This is a genomic window from Desulfosporosinus sp. (genome assembly GCF_014237355.1).
Lineage (GTDB): Bacteria > Bacillota > Desulfitobacteriia > Desulfitobacteriales > Desulfitobacteriaceae > Desulfosporosinus.
This window is the reverse complement of sequence record NZ_JABZFS010000044.1, coordinates 14,220-31,099: the sequence shown is the minus strand read 5'-3', so window position 1 is coordinate 31,099 and position 16,880 is coordinate 14,220. Positions and strand designations below refer to the sequence as shown.

The window sequence follows — 16,880 nt, the reverse complement described above, 5'->3', positions numbered from 1 at the left end:
TAGTTGTTTGATTTTTGAGATGAGGAGTACATTCGTTTTTTTATTCGTAACAATAACTATGAATAATTTGCTTATTGACAGTTAAAGTACCATTTGGTACAATCAAAGCATAAATTCTCTATTAGAGAAACATATTCTCAGATAGAGAACGAACTTATCCTCTGATTGTCCTGCTGATCCGCGGTGGAAGTTTGACGACTACCGAAAGACGGCATGTAGAAATAGAGGCTATTGTCTATCTGGGATAATTAGGTTCAAAGTGAAGTTCTAATTAAATTTGAAAACGAAATTATAGAGAAATGAGAGGGGAATTATTATGAATCTAGCAAAATTTCCACGGAGACGATATACCCAAGGAGAAACCCCATTAGAGTTCTTACCTAATTTTAGTAAAGCACTTGGTGGACCTAATATTTATATCAAAAGGGATGACCTGTTGGGTCTTACATCAGGTGGTAATAAAACTAGGAAATTGGAATTTTTGGTAGCAGACGCTTTAGCCCAAGGTGCGGATACGTTAATTACCTGTGGAGCAGTTCAGTCCAATCATTGCCGACTGACGCTGGCAGCTGCCGTGAAGGAAGGGTTAAAGTGTAGGCTGGTGTTGGAAGAGAGAGTCAAGGACAGTTATAGTCCAGATGCCAGTGGTAATAACTTTCTTTTCAGATTACTGGGAGTTGAAACAACTAAAGTAGTTCCCCTGGGTTCCAATTTTATGGAAATTATGCAAGGAATTCAGGAAGAGTTAGCTGCTGAGGGAAGAAAAGGCTATATTATTCCTGGCGGCGGCTCAAATGTCATCGGCTCGACCGGGTATGTTGCTTGTGCTCAAGAAATATTGCAACAAACCTTTGAGATGGGACTAAATCTGGATTATATCCTAAGTACAAGTGGTAGTGGTGGAACCCATAGTGGATTATTAGTAGGATTAATTGGCAATAACAGTAATATTCCTATCATTGGGGTAAGTGTTAGAGCTGCGAAAGAAGCCCAAGAAAACATGATCTTCGATCTTGCGCAGAGAACGGCGGCTCATGTAGGGTTCAATGGTGAAATCCCTCGGGAAGCAGTTAACGTACTCGATGATTATGTGGGTGCTGGTTACTCCATACCGACATCCGAAATGGTTGAGGCGGTACAACTCCTAGCAAGAACCGAAGGGATATTACTTGATCCTGTATACACCGGTAAAGCTATGTCTGGACTCATTGGGTTGATCAGAAAAGGCTATTTTAAAAAGAATGATAATGTGCTGTTTATCCATACTGGTGGATCCCCAGCTTTGTATGCCTATCAACCAACTATTCTAGCAGAATAATATTAAGCGAAATTTCTTTTAGTCTAATCAAACTCCTCGGGTTTGATTAGACTAAAGTCCTAAGTTGGTATTAACTAAGCGGAATACTGAAAGGCGGCGATCTATGGACATATTCCAGTTCTTATTCAAAATTCGACACGGCCAATTCTGAATTTAGTAGTCTTACCAATAATTTTGTGAATTATTTATTTAAAAAGGATGATTAGGAGGGGAAAACATGTCCGCACCAGATAAAAATAAAGATTTCGAGTTTGATACAAGCAAAAAGCTTGATATGTATGGTGGGATTTTAGGTGGTTTAATTCCGCTATTTGTTTTGATTGGCATCTTAATATGGCTTTCTGTTGCAGAACGTGGTGGAACGCAAGCTTTCTGGGCTGGTGGTTGGTTGGCCATTGTCGCAGGGTTAATGCTAGCGAAGAATAAGTTCGAGTATAGTCAATCTGTACTCCGAGGATTAGGCGATAAAAATGGAATCGTTATTATCACTGCATGGTTGTTTGCAGGAGTTTTTGGTAAATTAATGGTGGCTGGTGGTTTAGTAGAAGGATTGCTATGGTTCGGGACGAAAGCCGGAGCGACTGGATCAGTTTTTACTTTAATCGCATTTATAGCCGCGTGCCTGTTTGCGCTTGGAACCGGTTCAAGCACAGGTACAGTCCTATCTCTTATCCCAGTAATGTATCCAGCGGGAGTATACCTGGGTGCTGATCCAGCTATGTTGGGTGTTGGTATTTTAGCAGGCGCTGCCTTTGGAGACAATTTAGCACCTATATCGGACACAACCATCGTATCGGCTTATACTCAAGAGGCCACCATGAAAGATGTTGTTCGTAGTCGCTTTCCTCTTGCGATGGCAGCTGCTACCATCTCGGCAATAATCCTTTTGATATTCGGTGGCGGGGGTACTGTGGCTAGCTTACCAGAAATAGCTGCAAAAATTGACCCCTTAGGTCTTGTGATGTTAGTTAGTTTGGGAATTGTTGTAGTCCTTGCTTTGAACGGAAGACATATCATAGAATCATTGATTTGGGGTAACATTAGTGCGGCTTTCTTTGGCGTATTGATTGGTAAAGTTCAAATCTCTACCCTATTTCATATCCCTGCTAAACGAGGAGAATCAACAGGTCTAATTGAACAGGGGATTTCCGGTGTAACAGGAGCAATAATTTTTGCGCTTCTTGTGCTCGCGATAACTCAGGTGTTAGTAGAAAGCGGAGTTATGGATCGGATCTTAAAATCTGCTGAAAAAACAATCGCAAAAACAGTGAAACAGGCAGAATTATCGATAATAGGAGTAACTATTTTGGCTTCTATTCCTATTGCAGCAAATGCACCGGCTGAATTGCTTGTAGGGCCAAGTTTTGTAAAACCTATCGGCAAAAAGTTTAATCTTGCTCCTGCAAGAAGGGCTAATTTAATGGACTGTGCAGTATGTTCGATTTTCTTTACGGTTCCTTGGCATATTGCTGTTATCGTTTGGTATAGCGCCATGTCTACAGCAGCACAAGCTTATAGCCTTCCATTGCCATCTATTTGGTCAGCCATGATGAATCCATATAACTGGTCGTTATTGGCGGTGCTAATTTTCTCCGTAATGACGGGATGGAATCGTAAATTTGAAGTCCCAGTTGCTGATTCAACTAAGGTGAAATCGTAATCTTGTAAGCAGTGCAACTTCTACAATAATAGCGTAATCTCATAGTACTTTTATTTAAGCCTGATAAAAACTTAAGAAGAAGCATGTGAACACAGCTATCTGGTGATGAATATGCTAAGCAACCACTTAACTGAAAAGTTAGGTGGTTTGCTTTACTATGCATTAAGGGGCACAGGGGCACAGGGGCACAGCACAGGAGGGGCACATGGGGACGGTTCTCTTGTGTCAAATTAGAATGCATGGTAGAATTTGAGAAAAGTGGAGAAGGGGCGTGAAGGATTGCCAGGAAGCCAAGAAAGAAGAGTGTAACAGGATTCTACCATGTTATAGTACGTGGAATCGCCAGCAGGATACTTTTCACGAAGAAGATGATTTTCAGAGATACCTGGATACCACAAAAAAGTTATCGCTAGAAAGCGGAGTAAGCGTGCAGGATTACTGGCTTTCCATTCCACATTGTCCGAAAGGCTTAGATATTGACACAGAAGAACCGTCCCCTTGTGTCTTGGAGGCCGGGACCTACAGAAGAAAGCTTAAATTTTTGGCTTAGTGTTAGGGTTAAGCGGAAAAGATTGTGTATTATCAGTTGATGTTCTGAAGATAGAACCGAAGAGAGTTTCAATTGAGGGGATAATTAATAAAGGGAGCGAAACTAAGGAATCTTAGGCTTCGCTCCTTTTTACATAAATTGTCTGTGTTGAGTGTAAGGCACTATGCAGAGTAAGCTATTCAAGATAGACTATCAAGCAGAAGGTCCGTGCTAATAGTGTGTGTGTAAATTAAAGAATATTGTAAAAAGGAACAGTTGTTGGCAGGGTTTTACAGAATAATGAAGAATTTAGACTATAGAAAGTGTTTTGCAGTATTACGAGCTATTGGAAATAGGATGCCAGATTTTCCGCTCATGAGTGACCCAGGTGATAAAAAATTCAGAATTCAGCATGTTAAAGGAATACATAAAAAGAAAGCTGAAATAGCGAAACAAATTGGCGCTAATAGTTACCCTAAATGTGGTAAGGAATTAATCGTGAGAAAGAGTAAATATGGAGACTTTAAGAGGTGTACTAATTATCCGAAGTGTAGGTTTACGATTACCCCTAAGCTAAGCGATGAATTCTGATTTTGGGTAAAAGTGGAAGTCAATAGGGTAAAGGTATCGATAATGTTTATAACAAGGTAAGAAACTAACTGCTGATAATCAGAGAATTATGGGAGACGAGATGATAATAGAGAAACGTATTAATATTATTATAACTGTAGTAATGGTAGTTTCCAGCTTTGCAATTGCATCTTATATTATTTCCTACCATTTTTTGAATAATAGTGAGCAGGATACACCTGAAATTATAGCAAGTCAGCATGAAGCTCTCCCCGATTATCCCATTAATAGAGGTAGTACCCAAATTGGCAGCGTTCCCACCATGCTAAAGGTGTATGAAAATAGAATTACGAACGACGTGAATTCCAATATCCTTCTGAAAGGGCTTATGCCACCTGATCTTATGGTGTTGAACGATCAGAACAGACTGAACAAAGCCTTTTTTGAAAGAATGAAAAGCGCAGGTGCAAATGTAATCAGATTTCCTGTTCACCCTGATTTATGGATAAAAAATGCTGATTATCTGGAAGACTACATTGTTCCCGCCGTATCATGGGCAAATGAATTAAACATGTATGCCATTATTGACCTTCATTATATTGGAAACATCCTTACGGGTTCAGGTAATGAAATGCCGAAGATAGGCATTCATCTCAAGGAATTGTCAGAAGATTTATGGGCAAAAGTAGCAAGCCGGTTTAAGGACTCTCCTAATGTCATTTTTGAAATATGCAACGAGCCAGCTTCTATCAATGCTGAGCAGTGGTTTAACTGTGCACGAAATCTGGTTGAGCTGATACGTAAGCAGGGAGCCGGCCAGATGGTAATTGTGGGCGGAATTCAGTATTCACAGAATTTATCATGGGTAAAAGAAAAGCCAATACCGGATAATAATGTAGCATATGCTTCGCATATATATCCGGAACATAACAGTTCAAACTGGGAGGGCTGGTTTGGTGATATTTCTGCATATAAACCTGTCATTGTAACCGAATGGGGTTTTATTGATGAAAATCGAAATGAGACCAAGCAGCAATATCTTGTAGGAAACAAATAATCCTATGGAATTCCGTTTCTCAACTATCTGGATGAGAAGAATATTGGGTGGGTAGCCTGCTGGTTTGACGATACCTGGGAGCCGGAAATGTTTAAGGATGAGGAAAGCGGCTACACAAATTATGGACAATTTGTTATAGAAGAATTAAAAGGTACATGAAAGGCACAGAAGGCACATGGGGACGGTTCTCTTGTGTCAAATTTGATTACATGGTAGAATTTGAGAAAAGTGGAGAAGGGGCGTGAAGGAATGCCCAGGAAGCCAAGAAAGAAGAGTGAAACAGGAATCTACCATGTTATAGTACGGGGAATCGGTCAGCAGGATATTTTTCACGAAGAAGATGATTTTCAGAGATACCTGGATACCACAAAAAAGGTATCGCTAGAAAGCGGGGTAAGCGTTCTAGGGTATTGCTTGATGACCAATCACGTTCATTTATTGCTAAGAGATGACTATGGCGATATATCAGTGTTTATGAAACGCTTGGGTATAAGTTACGCATACTGGTACAACTGGAAATACGAAAGAATTGGACACGTGTTTCAAGATCGATTTAAGAGTGAATGCGTGGAGGACGACGCATACCTACTAACAGTCATTCGCTACATCCACGAAAATCCCGTCAAAGCATCCATCATCAGCAAACCAGAGGAATATAAATGGAGCAGTTGCACTCCTTATTACAACGCGGATCGAAATACGGCCACATTTCCTGATACCAGTCTAATCTTAAGAATTGTACATAATGATAAGAAAAAAGCAATTGAAGGACTTAAAAAATTCACAGAAGAGGGTAACGAAGACCACTGCTTGGATTGCGATAAGACCAAACGAATCAGCGAAAGCGAAGCATATGAAATCACCAAGGGAATAATGAAAGGTAAACCTGTAACGGCTTTACAGAAGATGGACCAAGATGCACGAAACAAAATACTGAGTCGTTTAAGAAATGATGGATTAAGTCTGCGGCAAATATGCAGGATCACTGGCTTACCATTCCACATTGTTCGAAAGGCTTAGGCATTGACACAGAAGAACCGTCCCCTTGTGTCTCTGTCTCTGAATCAGCCAACACAATATTACATAAGCGTTGAGGGAAGGTGTGTGACTAAAAATGGAAGACAGAGTACTATTCACAATAAATCATATTTTACAAAAGAAGAAGAGAAAGATAACCCTGGAGAGCCGTTTGCGGGAAGACTTATTTGTGGATTCGATAGATATGTCGATGATTATTGGAGATCTGGAGGATGAATTCGAGATAACCATTACTGATGAGGAGTTTGCAAATGTGGTTACCGTCAATGATATTGTAGAAATGCTGAAAGCTAGAGGTTTATCCGATTACTGATCGATTATAAATTGGTATGATTTCATAACCTGTCGTTCCCGGTTCGATCGACGCTGTTTGCGATTTTAAAGAAAGAAGACCGGTTCCTTTCGCTCTCTATACAGATTATTCAGTCGCATTGCAGCTTCTTTGACCGGGCCGGTTTTCATTGTTCTGGCATTTTGCGGACAGTTTTTAATGCAGGCACAACAGGTGATGCATTTTTCAGTATCAATTTGATTGCTGTTTTCTGAATCAATAGCACCAAGAGGACATACTTCTGCACAAATTCCGCAATGCGTACACGTATCACTAACCTCTATAAAATCAACACTCCATAGCTCAGTAATTCCTCCATAGGGATAGTTGCCGGGTATATTTATTGTAGAAATGTGATCGACTGATGAAACAGACAGTAATTTTTCATTAATTTTATGCCCAAATAGTTCTGCATGATTTAAGTCACTTGCATCAGGGCGCCCCTCGGCTGTTGGTGTTTCGGAACTGGAAAAGGAGTGCTCTCCAATATATGCAGCCCCGGCGATCGGTTTACATCTACATTTTACAAGAATGTTTTTAAGCTCAAACAGTGCATTTTCATACGCCCGGTTACCATACACAACGATACATACAGCAGGTGTATTCTGGGCTTTGACCCCATATAGCCATTCTGTTACAAGTGCAGGAACTCTTCCCATATAAACAGGCACTGCAACAACAAGTAATTCATTTTCCGATGTCTGCAGTCGCTGCTTTCTGGCATCCGGTTTGGTGATATCAATTAACTCCACAGTGCCTCGATTGATACCCTGCGCAATACCTTGAATAACTGACTTAGTGGTACCGGTAGGTGAAAAACAAACAAGTTTCATTGATTTTATTTCCATTAGACATCCTCCTCTAATCCGTAGAACTTTTTACAGTTAATATAATGGTTTTTCCTTACAAGTTTTTTCAGAATTATAATAATATAGAACGTATAATGTTAATAGGAGTGAAATTATACTGGTATAAAAAGTAATAGACAGGATTGAGATGTTTTGAGTAATGAAGAATATCGATATAAAGAACTGGGGGATTTTTTAAAAACGCGCAGGGCCAAAATTTCACCGTCACAGGTAGGACTGTCATCAGCAAATCGTCGACGTACTCCCGGCTTGAGAAGAGAAGAAGTAGCACAGTTAGCCGGTGTAAGTATAACTTGGTATACATGGCTTGAGCAGGGACGGCCTATTCATGTTTCTACACAGGTCATAGAAAGCCTGTCCAGAGTGTTACAGCTTGATAAACAAGAACGCATCCATATTCACCTTTTGGCAAATCAGCCGCTTCCGGCTGATATACCGGAACACCAGGGGACTATAAGTCCCATACTTCAACATGTTCTGGATAGCCTAGTACTCTGTCCATCTCTGGTAACGGATCAGCGGTGGAACGTCATTGCCTGGAATGAATCAGCATGCTTGGTTCTTGGTGATCTTAGCAAAATGAATCTTCGCCAACGAAATATTGTTTGGGCGATGTTCACAGATAATAGTTATAAACAATTATTTGTTGACTGGGAATTTCATGCAAAGGGTTTATTGGGTAGATTCCGTTCAACATGTGGGCGATTCGTTGAAGATCCTTGGCTTGGTCAACTTATTGATGATCTTAAAATGCAAAGTGAAGAGTTTAACTTATGGTGGCCTCTGCATGAAATTGAAAGTAATAGTGAAAAATCCAAGCAGTTGAACCACCCCATTGCGGGATTATTAGATTTTGAAGTCAGTAATTTTGATGTTTCTGATAATTCTGGCTTAAAGTTAATTGTACATACTCCTTTACCTGGAACGGAAACAGTTGGAAAAATGAAATCATTATTGGCTGCTATGCCAATTTCAGGGGCACAGGGGGACGGTTCTCATGTGTCATTAAAATACATGGTAGAATTTGAGAAAAGTGAAGAAGGGGCATGAAGGAATGCCCTGGAAGCCAAGAAAGAAGAGTGAAACAGGAATCTACCATGTTATAGTACGTGGAATCGGCCAGCAGGATATTATTCACGAAAAAGATGATTTTCAAAGATACCTGGATACCACAAAAAAGTTATCGATTAAAAAGCGGGGTAAACGTGCAGGATTACTGGCTTTTCATTCCACATTTGTCCGAAAGGCTTAGACATTGGCACAGAAGAACCGTCCCCTTGTGTCTCCCTACATAGCGATTAATTCCGATTAGTCAGCGAATACATAGAATGCGAGGCCTTGATGGCAACCACTTATAAAAGATATCTGAAACTGAATATTGACGGCTCCCGTGTTGGATTGGGGCGTGGCGAGAGTGAAAGCAACTACTTCTGTACGCCCAAGGGGTCGAAAGTGATCGGCTGGGCCGGTGTGGATGGTATCCACTATTGCTTCGTGTATGGCTTTGGCGAGATGGTGTTTACGGTCAGCCCGATGAATACACCGGGAAACTATGTGCATCCGGTGGCAAGAGATTTTATTGACTTCCTGCGGGTCCTGCTGGCTTGCGGTGATGCTGCGGCACTGGAGCAGGTATACTGTTGGGATCAGGCGCAGTTTGACGCCTTCCTGCAGGACAATCCTCTCACCGGTGAACAGCAGGTTGTGCTGGATGCCATTCGGGAGAAGCTGTTGCTAGCGCCTATGGAGCAGCCCTTTTCTTATATCAAGGAGCTTCAGGCCGAGTTTGATTACAGTCGCCTCAAATATACTGAAGATTACTATGAGTGGGTTCCTGTTGAGCCGAAGATACCCGAATGGAAGGTTTACTTTAACGGAAACTTTTGGGGACATCATGGACGTGAAAGAGCTGGCAAGGAAATTTGTCTCGATAGGCAGTTTGTCTGGGACGATGAAGTCTGGCAGATCCCAGCAATTTACACCTGCAGTAAAGGCTTGGTCGTGGACTTTTGCCTACAGGTTCCAGCTGAGAGCATCCGTTCCTTTGTAGACAAGTGGAATCTCTCTATTGAGAAGGATGGAACCGACATTACCGATGAACAGCGGATGCAGATCCACGCAGAAAATCCGCTGGCCATTAATATAAATCCGAAAGTTGTGTTGAACGGAACTGTCCTTTCAGGCTCTCATGGCTGCGGCGTGTCATGGAATCCCTGTTTCCCAGAGGGCAACGGCCTTGAGGCGAAGAGCGTGACCCAGCATTATGCCCTTGATCCTGCCTATGGCTGGGTAATCTGGCGCTCTGCTTTTCTTTGGACGAAGAAACGCAAACCGCAGATCAAGACGCTTAGCGTAACCCTGATGCAGGAGCCTGTCGCTATTTCAGGACCGCACTTCCATGTACCGGCGCTCGGTGAGCGTATCGAGTTTACACACCCGACCACTGGCGCACAGCATACGCTGACCGTGCAGGAATATGAGCGGAAAGAAATGTTCCGTGAGCATTTTGGCAACCAAAATCAGGAGTTCCCGACGCACTATACTGTGATGAGCTATACGCTCGCGCCGGATCTGCCTGATGGTGCATTCACCGTCACTGATTCCATTCCATCCGACCAACCTCGGCAAAAGCTCACCAATCCCAATGAGCCCCAGGCGTCGGGCAGCATTTGCATCGGCATCATTGGTGGCGCAGATGGTCCGAGTGCCATCATTTTCGGAGGCAGCGGCCAAGGCAAGCTCCATGTAGCCTGCTCCGCACTGCATTTTGAGCCGGTGGACCATGTGGAGTGGCGCATGGTGTTTCATGAAAAAAGGCGCGAAGATGTTACAGTGGAGCTGATATAAACCCGATCTAAGAGATTATGTGCATGTGATGAAAGATCACGGTGGAAAAATATGAGCAGTAATGATAGGTTATAGGGAAGACGATATTAAAGCAAGAAAGGAGAATTTATTAAACAAGACGAGATTTCCACTAAACAAGACCATATTCGACACCGCCGATATGGCTGACGCTTATTCCAGTCATTGTGACAGCGATAGTTCTTGGGTATTCCGTGTTTGTAGAATCTAGTTTATCCCCATATGTAAAAGATGAGAGGTGATTTCCTCTCATCTTGTTTTGCTTAGGCCTGCTTCTAATTGTAGGTTGAATAATTACAGGTTAACAACCTTATTCCTAGGTGAGTTCATGTCTGATCTGCGTATGACATAATTTATAACTTTTACGACAGTAGCTGGAGAATTGGTTAGTTTGACAACTCGAAACTCTCTGGATTTTTCACCGAATAACACGTTTAGAATATCCAAAACTTTTCCTTTGGCGGCAAAGAATGTTGCCGAATCACTGGCACCACGCAGTTCTGGCGCCCATAGTTGATCAATTTCCTGACCTAATGTTGCTAGTTCAGAACGGAAATGCAAATACATAAGAACCTCCTTAATTCCCTCTGATTCATGGCGGCTGCCATAGTTGCACTGATATGAACGAAAAGTATACATTAAATTATTTTCTGGTTAGTACAAAAAAGTGTTAAACTTAAACTATCGGTTTGTAAGGTTTTGGTAAGACTAAACACACACGATGTTATTATATGATATCGGAAGGTTTTTGTGAAATACATACAGGCCTGAATTCGTTAATTCTATTTTTTAATCTCCTTTTGATTTGCCATAATACTGCGATGGGAAAGCGAAGGGGCACTATAAGCAATTTTGACAATCTGAATATTGGCTTAGTCATATTGTTTAGAAAGGAAAGGATAACCTTGGAAGAATTAGAGAAACATGCACGATTATTTAATATGATTGCACCTGTTTACAATAAATTCTTTCGTTGGCAGGTCAAGAATTATCGCTCTGTTTTGAATAAGTACGCAGGCTTTTTGAATATTCCTCCCGGTGGTAGAGTATTGGATATAGGGTGCGGCACAGGTGCCTTTACATATTGTTTTGCCGAGCGTGGTTATCAAGCTGTGGGGGTGGACTTCTCCTCATCCATGCTCAGAGCAGCCAGAAAGTCCACCCGGGGGAAATCCATTGAGTTTGAGAAGGGGGATATCACCAAGGGATTAGATTTTCCTGATGCAAGTTTTGACTTAGTTCTCTCATCTTTTGTTCTGCATGGGTTAAGTTCTGAATTGCGTCACAGTATATATGTTGAGGCCGGCAGGCTTTCCCGTAACCAGATCCTTTTCTACGATTATAACCAAAAGCGTCGATTATTTACGGATCTCATTGAATGGGCTGAAGGAGGAGATTACTTTGGATTTGTACGCCACGGGGAAAAGGAAATGAAAAGTCATTACTATGATGTTAATAAAATTGATGTTGGCCCCCAGTCTGCGATCTATCTTTGTTCGTCGCTGAGAAGAGTGCCAGAGCCCAGAAAGGCCGAATGACCTTTTTTATCTGGACTTTAGGAAACAAATCCTCTGTTTGAGCTCAGCAATCCAGGTCAAGAATTACTTCTCCTATTGATTTATGCTATATACGGGAGGTGAGAAAATGAATCAGGTTGAAACTATTATAGCAGTGCAGAAAATGCAGGATTATATTGAGGACCACATATATGAAGAGATTACACTTAAGCAACTCTCAGATGTTGCTGGATATTCTTCATGGCACACAGCGAGAATTTTTAAAGATTTAACCGGAAGAACCCCTTTTGATTATATTCGTGCTTTAAGACTAACCAGAGCAGCACTGGTTCTTCGTGATGAGAAACGAAAAATAATCGATGTTGCTTTGGATTTTGTATTTGATTCTCACGAAGGCTTCACTCGTGCCTTTTCAAAAGAGTTTGGCTTAGCCCCCAAAAGATATAGTCAAAACACTCCGCCTATCCAGCTGTTTATGCCTGAAAGAGTTTTCGATACCTTCCGAGCGATGCATCATGGAGGAATGAATATGATTGAGAAAAAAACAACCAAAACAGTATTCGTGCAAATTATTGAACGACCTGCCAGAAAGGTACTGTTAAAGCGAGGAATCAAAGCAACAGAGTATTTCGCATACTGTGAAGAAGTCGGCTGTGATGTGTGGCCGATGCTTACAAGTGTTAAAGAAGCAATTTATGAACCCATTGGAATGTGGCTGCCGGAAGACCTGATAAAGAATGGTACTTCCCAATATGTGCAGGGTGTGGAACTGCCGCTTGATTACAACAATGCTGTCCCCGACGGATATGAGCTGATTGATTTGCCACCAAGCACGATGATGATCTTTCAAGGAGAACCATATAACGACGATGACTTTATGGAGGCTATCGGCGAAATTTGGGAGCACATTGAAAAATTCGACCCTAATATTTACGGATATAACTGGGCACCTGAAGCAGCACCGAGATTTCAACTTGCTCCGATGGGGTATAGAGGGTATATTGAGGCCCGACCAGTTGTTAGAGTAAATTAATATGCAATAGAGTAGATTGAATTATTTAAAACTCACCATGGGAAACAAAGGATTTTAGGGGCATGAATATAATTAAGGGGATAATAAAAAACCGGGGCGGTAGCCGCGGTTTTTTGTACGATACAAAGCTATTCGACATCGTATGCCGGCTTTTGCCATCATTGGATTAAGAAAAATTTTGGATCAATACAACGCAACAGATACAGAGGCAGAGCAGTTGAAATCAGTACTCATGACGGAAGAATTCACCGTGGTATTATTGGGGATGTTGACTATGACAGAGTATATTTACAACCTCTTAGTCGCACAAGAAATTTGGGCGGCTTTAGTTACGGTTGTATGGTTATCCAGGTTTTGGCGCAGGAGTGGCGTTTGGTTCGATTGCCACCTTGATTTTACTTCCCCTGCTCTTCATCTAATTTTATAGTGTAGTTCTTTCAAAAAGGTTTAAAGTTGAAAAGACCGACGATCTCGGTCTTTTCGTCTGTCATTACAAGCTGAAGGTTTTTATTGACGTCAGAAACTATAACTTTAGGGTCCTCTTTCCCTCATGTCATCCTGAGGGCAGCGAAGGACTTTAACTTGTCTGAAATAGTGAGAAGTCAAGAACTGAATTTATTCGTTAGCTTTAAGCTAGTCTAGGTTATTTAACTTAGGATCTTAGCAGTTGGGGTATCAAGTAGATCGTTAGATGTTAAGGTGTTTTGTTCCATAAATTTCTTAAAGGGACTGTGGGATCAGGTATACTTTTTCTGGCATTGTTAACCGGCCCAAAGAGATTCTCATCTTCGAGGATAACTTTGGGTTCTTGTCCATAACTATATATATTAGTTTACTTTTTGGTTCTTATCATAACTGGTTTTCTCAGTACAGCGGTGGAAAAATATGAGCAGTAATGATAGGTTATAGGGAAGACGATATTAAAGCAAGAAAGGAGAATTTATTATTAAACAAGATGAGATTTCCACTAAACAAGACCATATTTCGACACCGCCGATATGGCTGGCGCTTATTCCAGTCATTGTGACAGCGATAGTTCTTGGGTATTCCGTGTTTGTTCTAGACACTCAGCCTCATTTTTCACTGTTTATCGGTGCAGTAGTCGCTGGATTGTGTGCTCATTTTTACGGGGTTTCTTGGCTAAATATTAAAGAAGGATTTAAGCAGGCGATTGCTCGTACGATTCCGTCGCTGATTATTCTTCTTATCATAGGAATGTTGATCGGGGTTTGGATCGCTAGCGGTATTGTACCAGCGATGATGTATTATGGTCTTCAGTTTATTGTTGCTCGTTGGTTTTTACCCTCAATGTTGTTGCTTTGTAGTGCCATGGCTGTCATTACAGGTAGTTCCTGGGCGACGTTAGGGACAATTGGTGTCGCTGCAATGGGCATAGGAGAAGGCCTAGGGATACCTCCAGCTATGACTGCAGGAGCAGTAGTATCGGGTGCTTTTTTTGGTGATAAAATTTCACCGATGTCGGATTCAACGAATTTGACACCGTCTGTGCTGGGTGTTAATTTATTTGATCATGTAAAACATATGCTGTATACGACTTTGCCAAGCTTTGCAATCTCTCTGGGGTTTTTTACAATTATCGGATTTATGACGTTGGGAAGCGGGCATGCTCCAGATGTATCGGTCTATACAGAGTATATTCAACAGAATTTCGCGATTACTCCTTGGTTATTTATTCCACCTGTAATCGTAATCGTGATGATTTCCTTCAAGATTCCTGCCATTCCGAGCTTAATAGCCGGTGTGTTTTTAGGAGGTTTTGCCTATCTTATATTCCAAGGCGGTAGTTTAGGTGAATTATCGGATATTATTCACACCGGGTTGGTTATGGAAACCCATAATCCTAAAATGGATTTGTTGTTTTCTCGAGGCGGAATGGAGAGCATGTACAGTGTTGTGATATTGGCATTAGTGTCTTTGGCACTAGGCGGGATTATGAACTATACGGGTATGTTGCATAGTGTCGTTTTGAGTATGTCACGTTTGCTTAATACCGTTGGGACTATGACGGCTACAGTGATTGGGACGTCAATCTTTGTCAACATGATTACGGCTAATTCATACCTGGCGGTCATTCTGCCGGGTCAGATGTTTGAAGAGTGTTATAGAAATCAAAAGCTTAAGCTTAAAAATCTGACACGTACCTTGGAAGCCGGTGGAACCCTTACAGGACCTCTCATTCCCTGGAACAGTAGTGGTATCTTTGTCTATCTAACGATTGGAGTTCCTGTAGTACAGTATTTTCCCTATGCTATATTGTGCTGGCTGACTTCAATCATCGTGATAGTTTTCGGGTATTTAAACATTAGCATGGATAAAGCAAAAGCCCCTCAAGAAGAACCAGAAGATCAACAATAAACTGCCCAGAGCAATTCATTGGTAGCATCTTTGTGAGGAACAGAGTCCTTAGAGTTTAACGTGCTGAGGGATAAATCAGGCCGCCTCGTTTTATAAGGCGGCCTTAACCCAGTGAATACTCAGAGATAAGTTGCTGACTCCATACCTTTTGGGAAATTATGGATCAATTCAACATCCCCATACATAAACTAATGTAAAGCTTATTTAGATACTAGGACATGGGGGTGAAGAAATTGTCAGCTGGAGATTATTATTCGCTATGCAACAGATACAGAGGCAGAGCAGTTGAAATCAGTACTCATGATGGAAGAATTCACCGTGGTATTATCGGGGACGTTGACTATGACAGAGTATATTTACAACCTCTTAGTCGCACAAGAAATCTTGGCGGCTTTAGTTACGGTTGGTATGGTTATCCCGGTTTTGGCGCAGGAGTTGCGTTTGGTTCGATTGCCACATTGGTTTTACTTCCCCTGCTCTTCATCTAATTTTATAGCGCAGTTCTTTTAAAGGTTTAAAGCTGAAAAGACCGAAGCCCTCGGTCTTTTCGTCTGTCTTTACAAGCTGAACCTTCGCATTGTTAGTTTCTTATTTCTCTGGAGTAAGAGACTGAATTTATTTTTAAAAGAATCCCATGTATTAATGCCTAAGGGCAATGCAAATTATCCGATAGCATTTGCCCTTTTTTCATGCACATCCGCCCTATGATATAAGGGAACACCTATTAGGCCTAAGCATAGACTATTATTGCTTTAGATTGATCCGGGAAACTGGAGGTGACTACTATGGAATGGGCACTGTCAATTCCCCGAGGGCAGACGTTAACATGGCTAGACGAGCCGTGGGGTACCAAGGAGACTGACCATGATTCTCTGGCGGATGTTAGAGAGGTTTGTGAGGATAAGTTTGGCCCAGTGAAGTTTACCCGGATATATTTTGGGCAGGAGTTTTGTGAAAAGGCACTCCCTAGCCCAAAGGAACTTGATCGAGCCATGGTTTTGGCGGAGCAGCGGGGAATGAAGTTTACTTTGGTCACACCTTATGTGACTGAATCGGGACTTGAAGTAGTTAAGGGTTTACTTCAACGGCTGATGCGGTTACAACCACGGGCGGAGGTCGTAGTTAACGATTGGGGTGTACTTCAGATCATAGCTGAGGACTGTCCTACATTAACCCCTGTATTGGGGCGTTTGCTCAACAAGCTACTGCGAGATCCCAGGATGTTAACTCATTGTAACAAGTCAGAAGGGGAGGAATTGGCGCGTTTTCGCTCGTGTAGTTTAGCTGGGGTCCCCATGCAGGTTTTGCTTAGACAGTATAAAGTCAGGCGAATTGAATTGGATCTTTCCCCGCAAGGGCTGGATAATCATTTAACGGATTGGGGATATGAGTCAACTCTTTATTTGCGCTATGGCGTCATAATGACTGGCCGAATTTGTTTGCTTCATTCCTGGGGGGTTGAGGAGCACCAAAAGTTCAAGCCTTTTTCTGGTGGATGCGATCGCAAGTGCCGCTTCTATTGGTTGGAAATGTCCGATTCCAGTCAACAGGTGAAGAAAAGTAAGGACTGGGTAATTCTGCAAAAGGGAAATACAATTTTCTATCGGGAGGAAAGGGAATTTCTGAAAGAGGGATTAGACATAGCTGCAAGGGTTGGTATTTCGCGCTTGGTGATCCAACGGGAACCGATATAGGGTAAAGAAACTGAGGTGACTAG

The 16,880-nt window shown here is 41.8% G+C and carries 18 protein-coding genes; 16 read left to right on the top strand and 2 right to left on the bottom strand.

The window, feature by feature from the left end:
* Positions 1-316 precede the first annotated feature (316 nt).
* The 7 genes from HGJ98_RS09615 (at position 317) to HGJ98_RS09585 (ending at position 6,485) form a co-directional block, all read left to right on the top strand.
* Complete coding sequence (locus tag HGJ98_RS09615; protein ID WP_291350853.1) at positions 317-1,318, top strand: D-cysteine desulfhydrase; 1,002 nt, start codon at positions 317-319, stop codon at positions 1,316-1,318.
* A 217-nt stretch (positions 1,319-1,535) separates the two neighbouring features.
* A complete protein-coding gene (locus tag HGJ98_RS09610; protein ID WP_291350852.1) occupies positions 1,536-2,978 on the top strand; it encodes a Na+/H+ antiporter NhaC family protein in 1,443 nt (480 codons plus the stop codon).
* Between the two features lie 271 nt (positions 2,979-3,249).
* Positions 3,250-3,528 (top strand): hypothetical protein, encoded by a 279-nt coding sequence (locus tag HGJ98_RS09605; RefSeq protein ID WP_291350851.1) that lies wholly within the window; start codon positions 3,250-3,252, stop codon positions 3,526-3,528.
* Positions 3,529-3,807: 279 nt separating this feature from the next.
* Positions 3,808-4,098, top strand: coding sequence for a topoisomerase DNA-binding C4 zinc finger domain-containing protein (locus HGJ98_RS09600; protein ID WP_291350850.1), 291 nt, complete (start codon positions 3,808-3,810; stop codon positions 4,096-4,098).
* A 100-nt stretch (positions 4,099-4,198) separates the two neighbouring features.
* A complete protein-coding gene (locus HGJ98_RS09595) occupies positions 4,199-5,134 on the top strand; it encodes a cellulase family glycosylhydrolase (RefSeq protein WP_291350849.1) in 936 nt (311 codons plus the stop codon).
* A 249-nt stretch (positions 5,135-5,383) separates the two neighbouring features.
* A complete protein-coding gene (locus HGJ98_RS09590; RefSeq protein WP_291350848.1) occupies positions 5,384-6,154 on the top strand; it encodes a transposase in 771 nt (256 codons plus the stop codon).
* 94 nt (positions 6,155-6,248) lie between these two features.
* Positions 6,249-6,485 carry a phosphopantetheine-binding protein gene (locus tag HGJ98_RS09585; protein ID WP_291350847.1) on the top strand — a complete coding sequence of 79 codons (237 nt, stop codon included), beginning with the start codon at positions 6,249-6,251 and terminating at the stop codon, positions 6,483-6,485.
* Between the two features lie 65 nt (positions 6,486-6,550).
* Here the strand turns inward: HGJ98_RS09585 and HGJ98_RS09580 are convergent, their stop codons facing one another.
* Positions 6,551-7,351, bottom strand: coding sequence for an EFR1 family ferrodoxin (locus HGJ98_RS09580; RefSeq protein ID WP_291350846.1), 801 nt, complete (start codon positions 7,349-7,351; stop codon positions 6,551-6,553).
* A gap of 153 nt (positions 7,352-7,504) precedes the next feature.
* On the opposite strand from HGJ98_RS09580, the gene HGJ98_RS09575 reads away from it, so the two are divergent.
* The 3 genes from HGJ98_RS09575 to HGJ98_RS09565 all read left to right on the top strand — a co-directional run bounded on the left by HGJ98_RS09575 (position 7,505) and on the right by HGJ98_RS09565 (position 10,219).
* Entirely contained in the window at positions 7,505-8,422 is a 918-nt protein-coding gene (locus tag HGJ98_RS09575; RefSeq protein ID WP_291350845.1) for a helix-turn-helix transcriptional regulator, read from the top strand.
* Between the two features lie 4 nt (positions 8,423-8,426).
* Positions 8,427-8,624, top strand: coding sequence for a hypothetical protein (locus HGJ98_RS09570; RefSeq protein WP_291350844.1), 198 nt, complete (start codon positions 8,427-8,429; stop codon positions 8,622-8,624).
* Between the two features lie 89 nt (positions 8,625-8,713).
* A complete protein-coding gene (locus tag HGJ98_RS09565) occupies positions 8,714-10,219 on the top strand; it encodes a hypothetical protein (RefSeq protein WP_291350843.1) in 1,506 nt (501 codons plus the stop codon).
* A 312-nt stretch (positions 10,220-10,531) separates the two neighbouring features.
* Here HGJ98_RS09565 and HGJ98_RS09560 read toward each other — a convergent pair whose 3' ends face one another.
* On the bottom strand, positions 10,532-10,804 hold the full coding sequence (locus HGJ98_RS09560; protein ID WP_291350842.1) for a hypothetical protein: 273 nt from the start codon (positions 10,802-10,804) through the stop codon (positions 10,532-10,534).
* A gap of 338 nt (positions 10,805-11,142) precedes the next feature.
* Between HGJ98_RS09560 and HGJ98_RS09555 the strand changes: the two genes are divergently transcribed.
* The 6 genes from HGJ98_RS09555 to HGJ98_RS09530 all read left to right on the top strand — a co-directional run bounded on the left by HGJ98_RS09555 (position 11,143) and on the right by HGJ98_RS09530 (position 16,857).
* Positions 11,143-11,775: a class I SAM-dependent methyltransferase gene (locus tag HGJ98_RS09555; protein WP_291350841.1), complete on the top strand. Its 633-nt coding sequence runs from the start codon at positions 11,143-11,145 to the stop codon at positions 11,773-11,775.
* 106 nt (positions 11,776-11,881) lie between these two features.
* Complete coding sequence (locus tag HGJ98_RS09550) at positions 11,882-12,787, top strand: AraC family transcriptional regulator (RefSeq protein ID WP_291350840.1); 906 nt, start codon at positions 11,882-11,884, stop codon at positions 12,785-12,787.
* 142 nt (positions 12,788-12,929) lie between these two features.
* Positions 12,930-13,214, top strand: a complete 285-nt coding sequence (locus HGJ98_RS09545) for a hypothetical protein (RefSeq protein ID WP_291350839.1) — start codon at positions 12,930-12,932, stop codon at positions 13,212-13,214.
* Between the two features lie 515 nt (positions 13,215-13,729).
* Positions 13,730-15,163 (top strand): Na+/H+ antiporter NhaC, encoded by a 1,434-nt coding sequence (gene nhaC, locus HGJ98_RS09540; protein ID WP_367142708.1) that lies wholly within the window; start codon positions 13,730-13,732, stop codon positions 15,161-15,163.
* A 233-nt stretch (positions 15,164-15,396) separates the two neighbouring features.
* Positions 15,397-15,651, top strand: coding sequence for a hypothetical protein (locus HGJ98_RS09535; protein ID WP_291350838.1), 255 nt, complete (start codon positions 15,397-15,399; stop codon positions 15,649-15,651).
* A gap of 297 nt (positions 15,652-15,948) precedes the next feature.
* Positions 15,949-16,857: a hypothetical protein gene (locus HGJ98_RS09530; RefSeq protein WP_291350837.1), complete on the top strand. Its 909-nt coding sequence runs from the start codon at positions 15,949-15,951 to the stop codon at positions 16,855-16,857.
* The last annotated feature ends 23 nt before the right edge of the window (positions 16,858-16,880 follow it).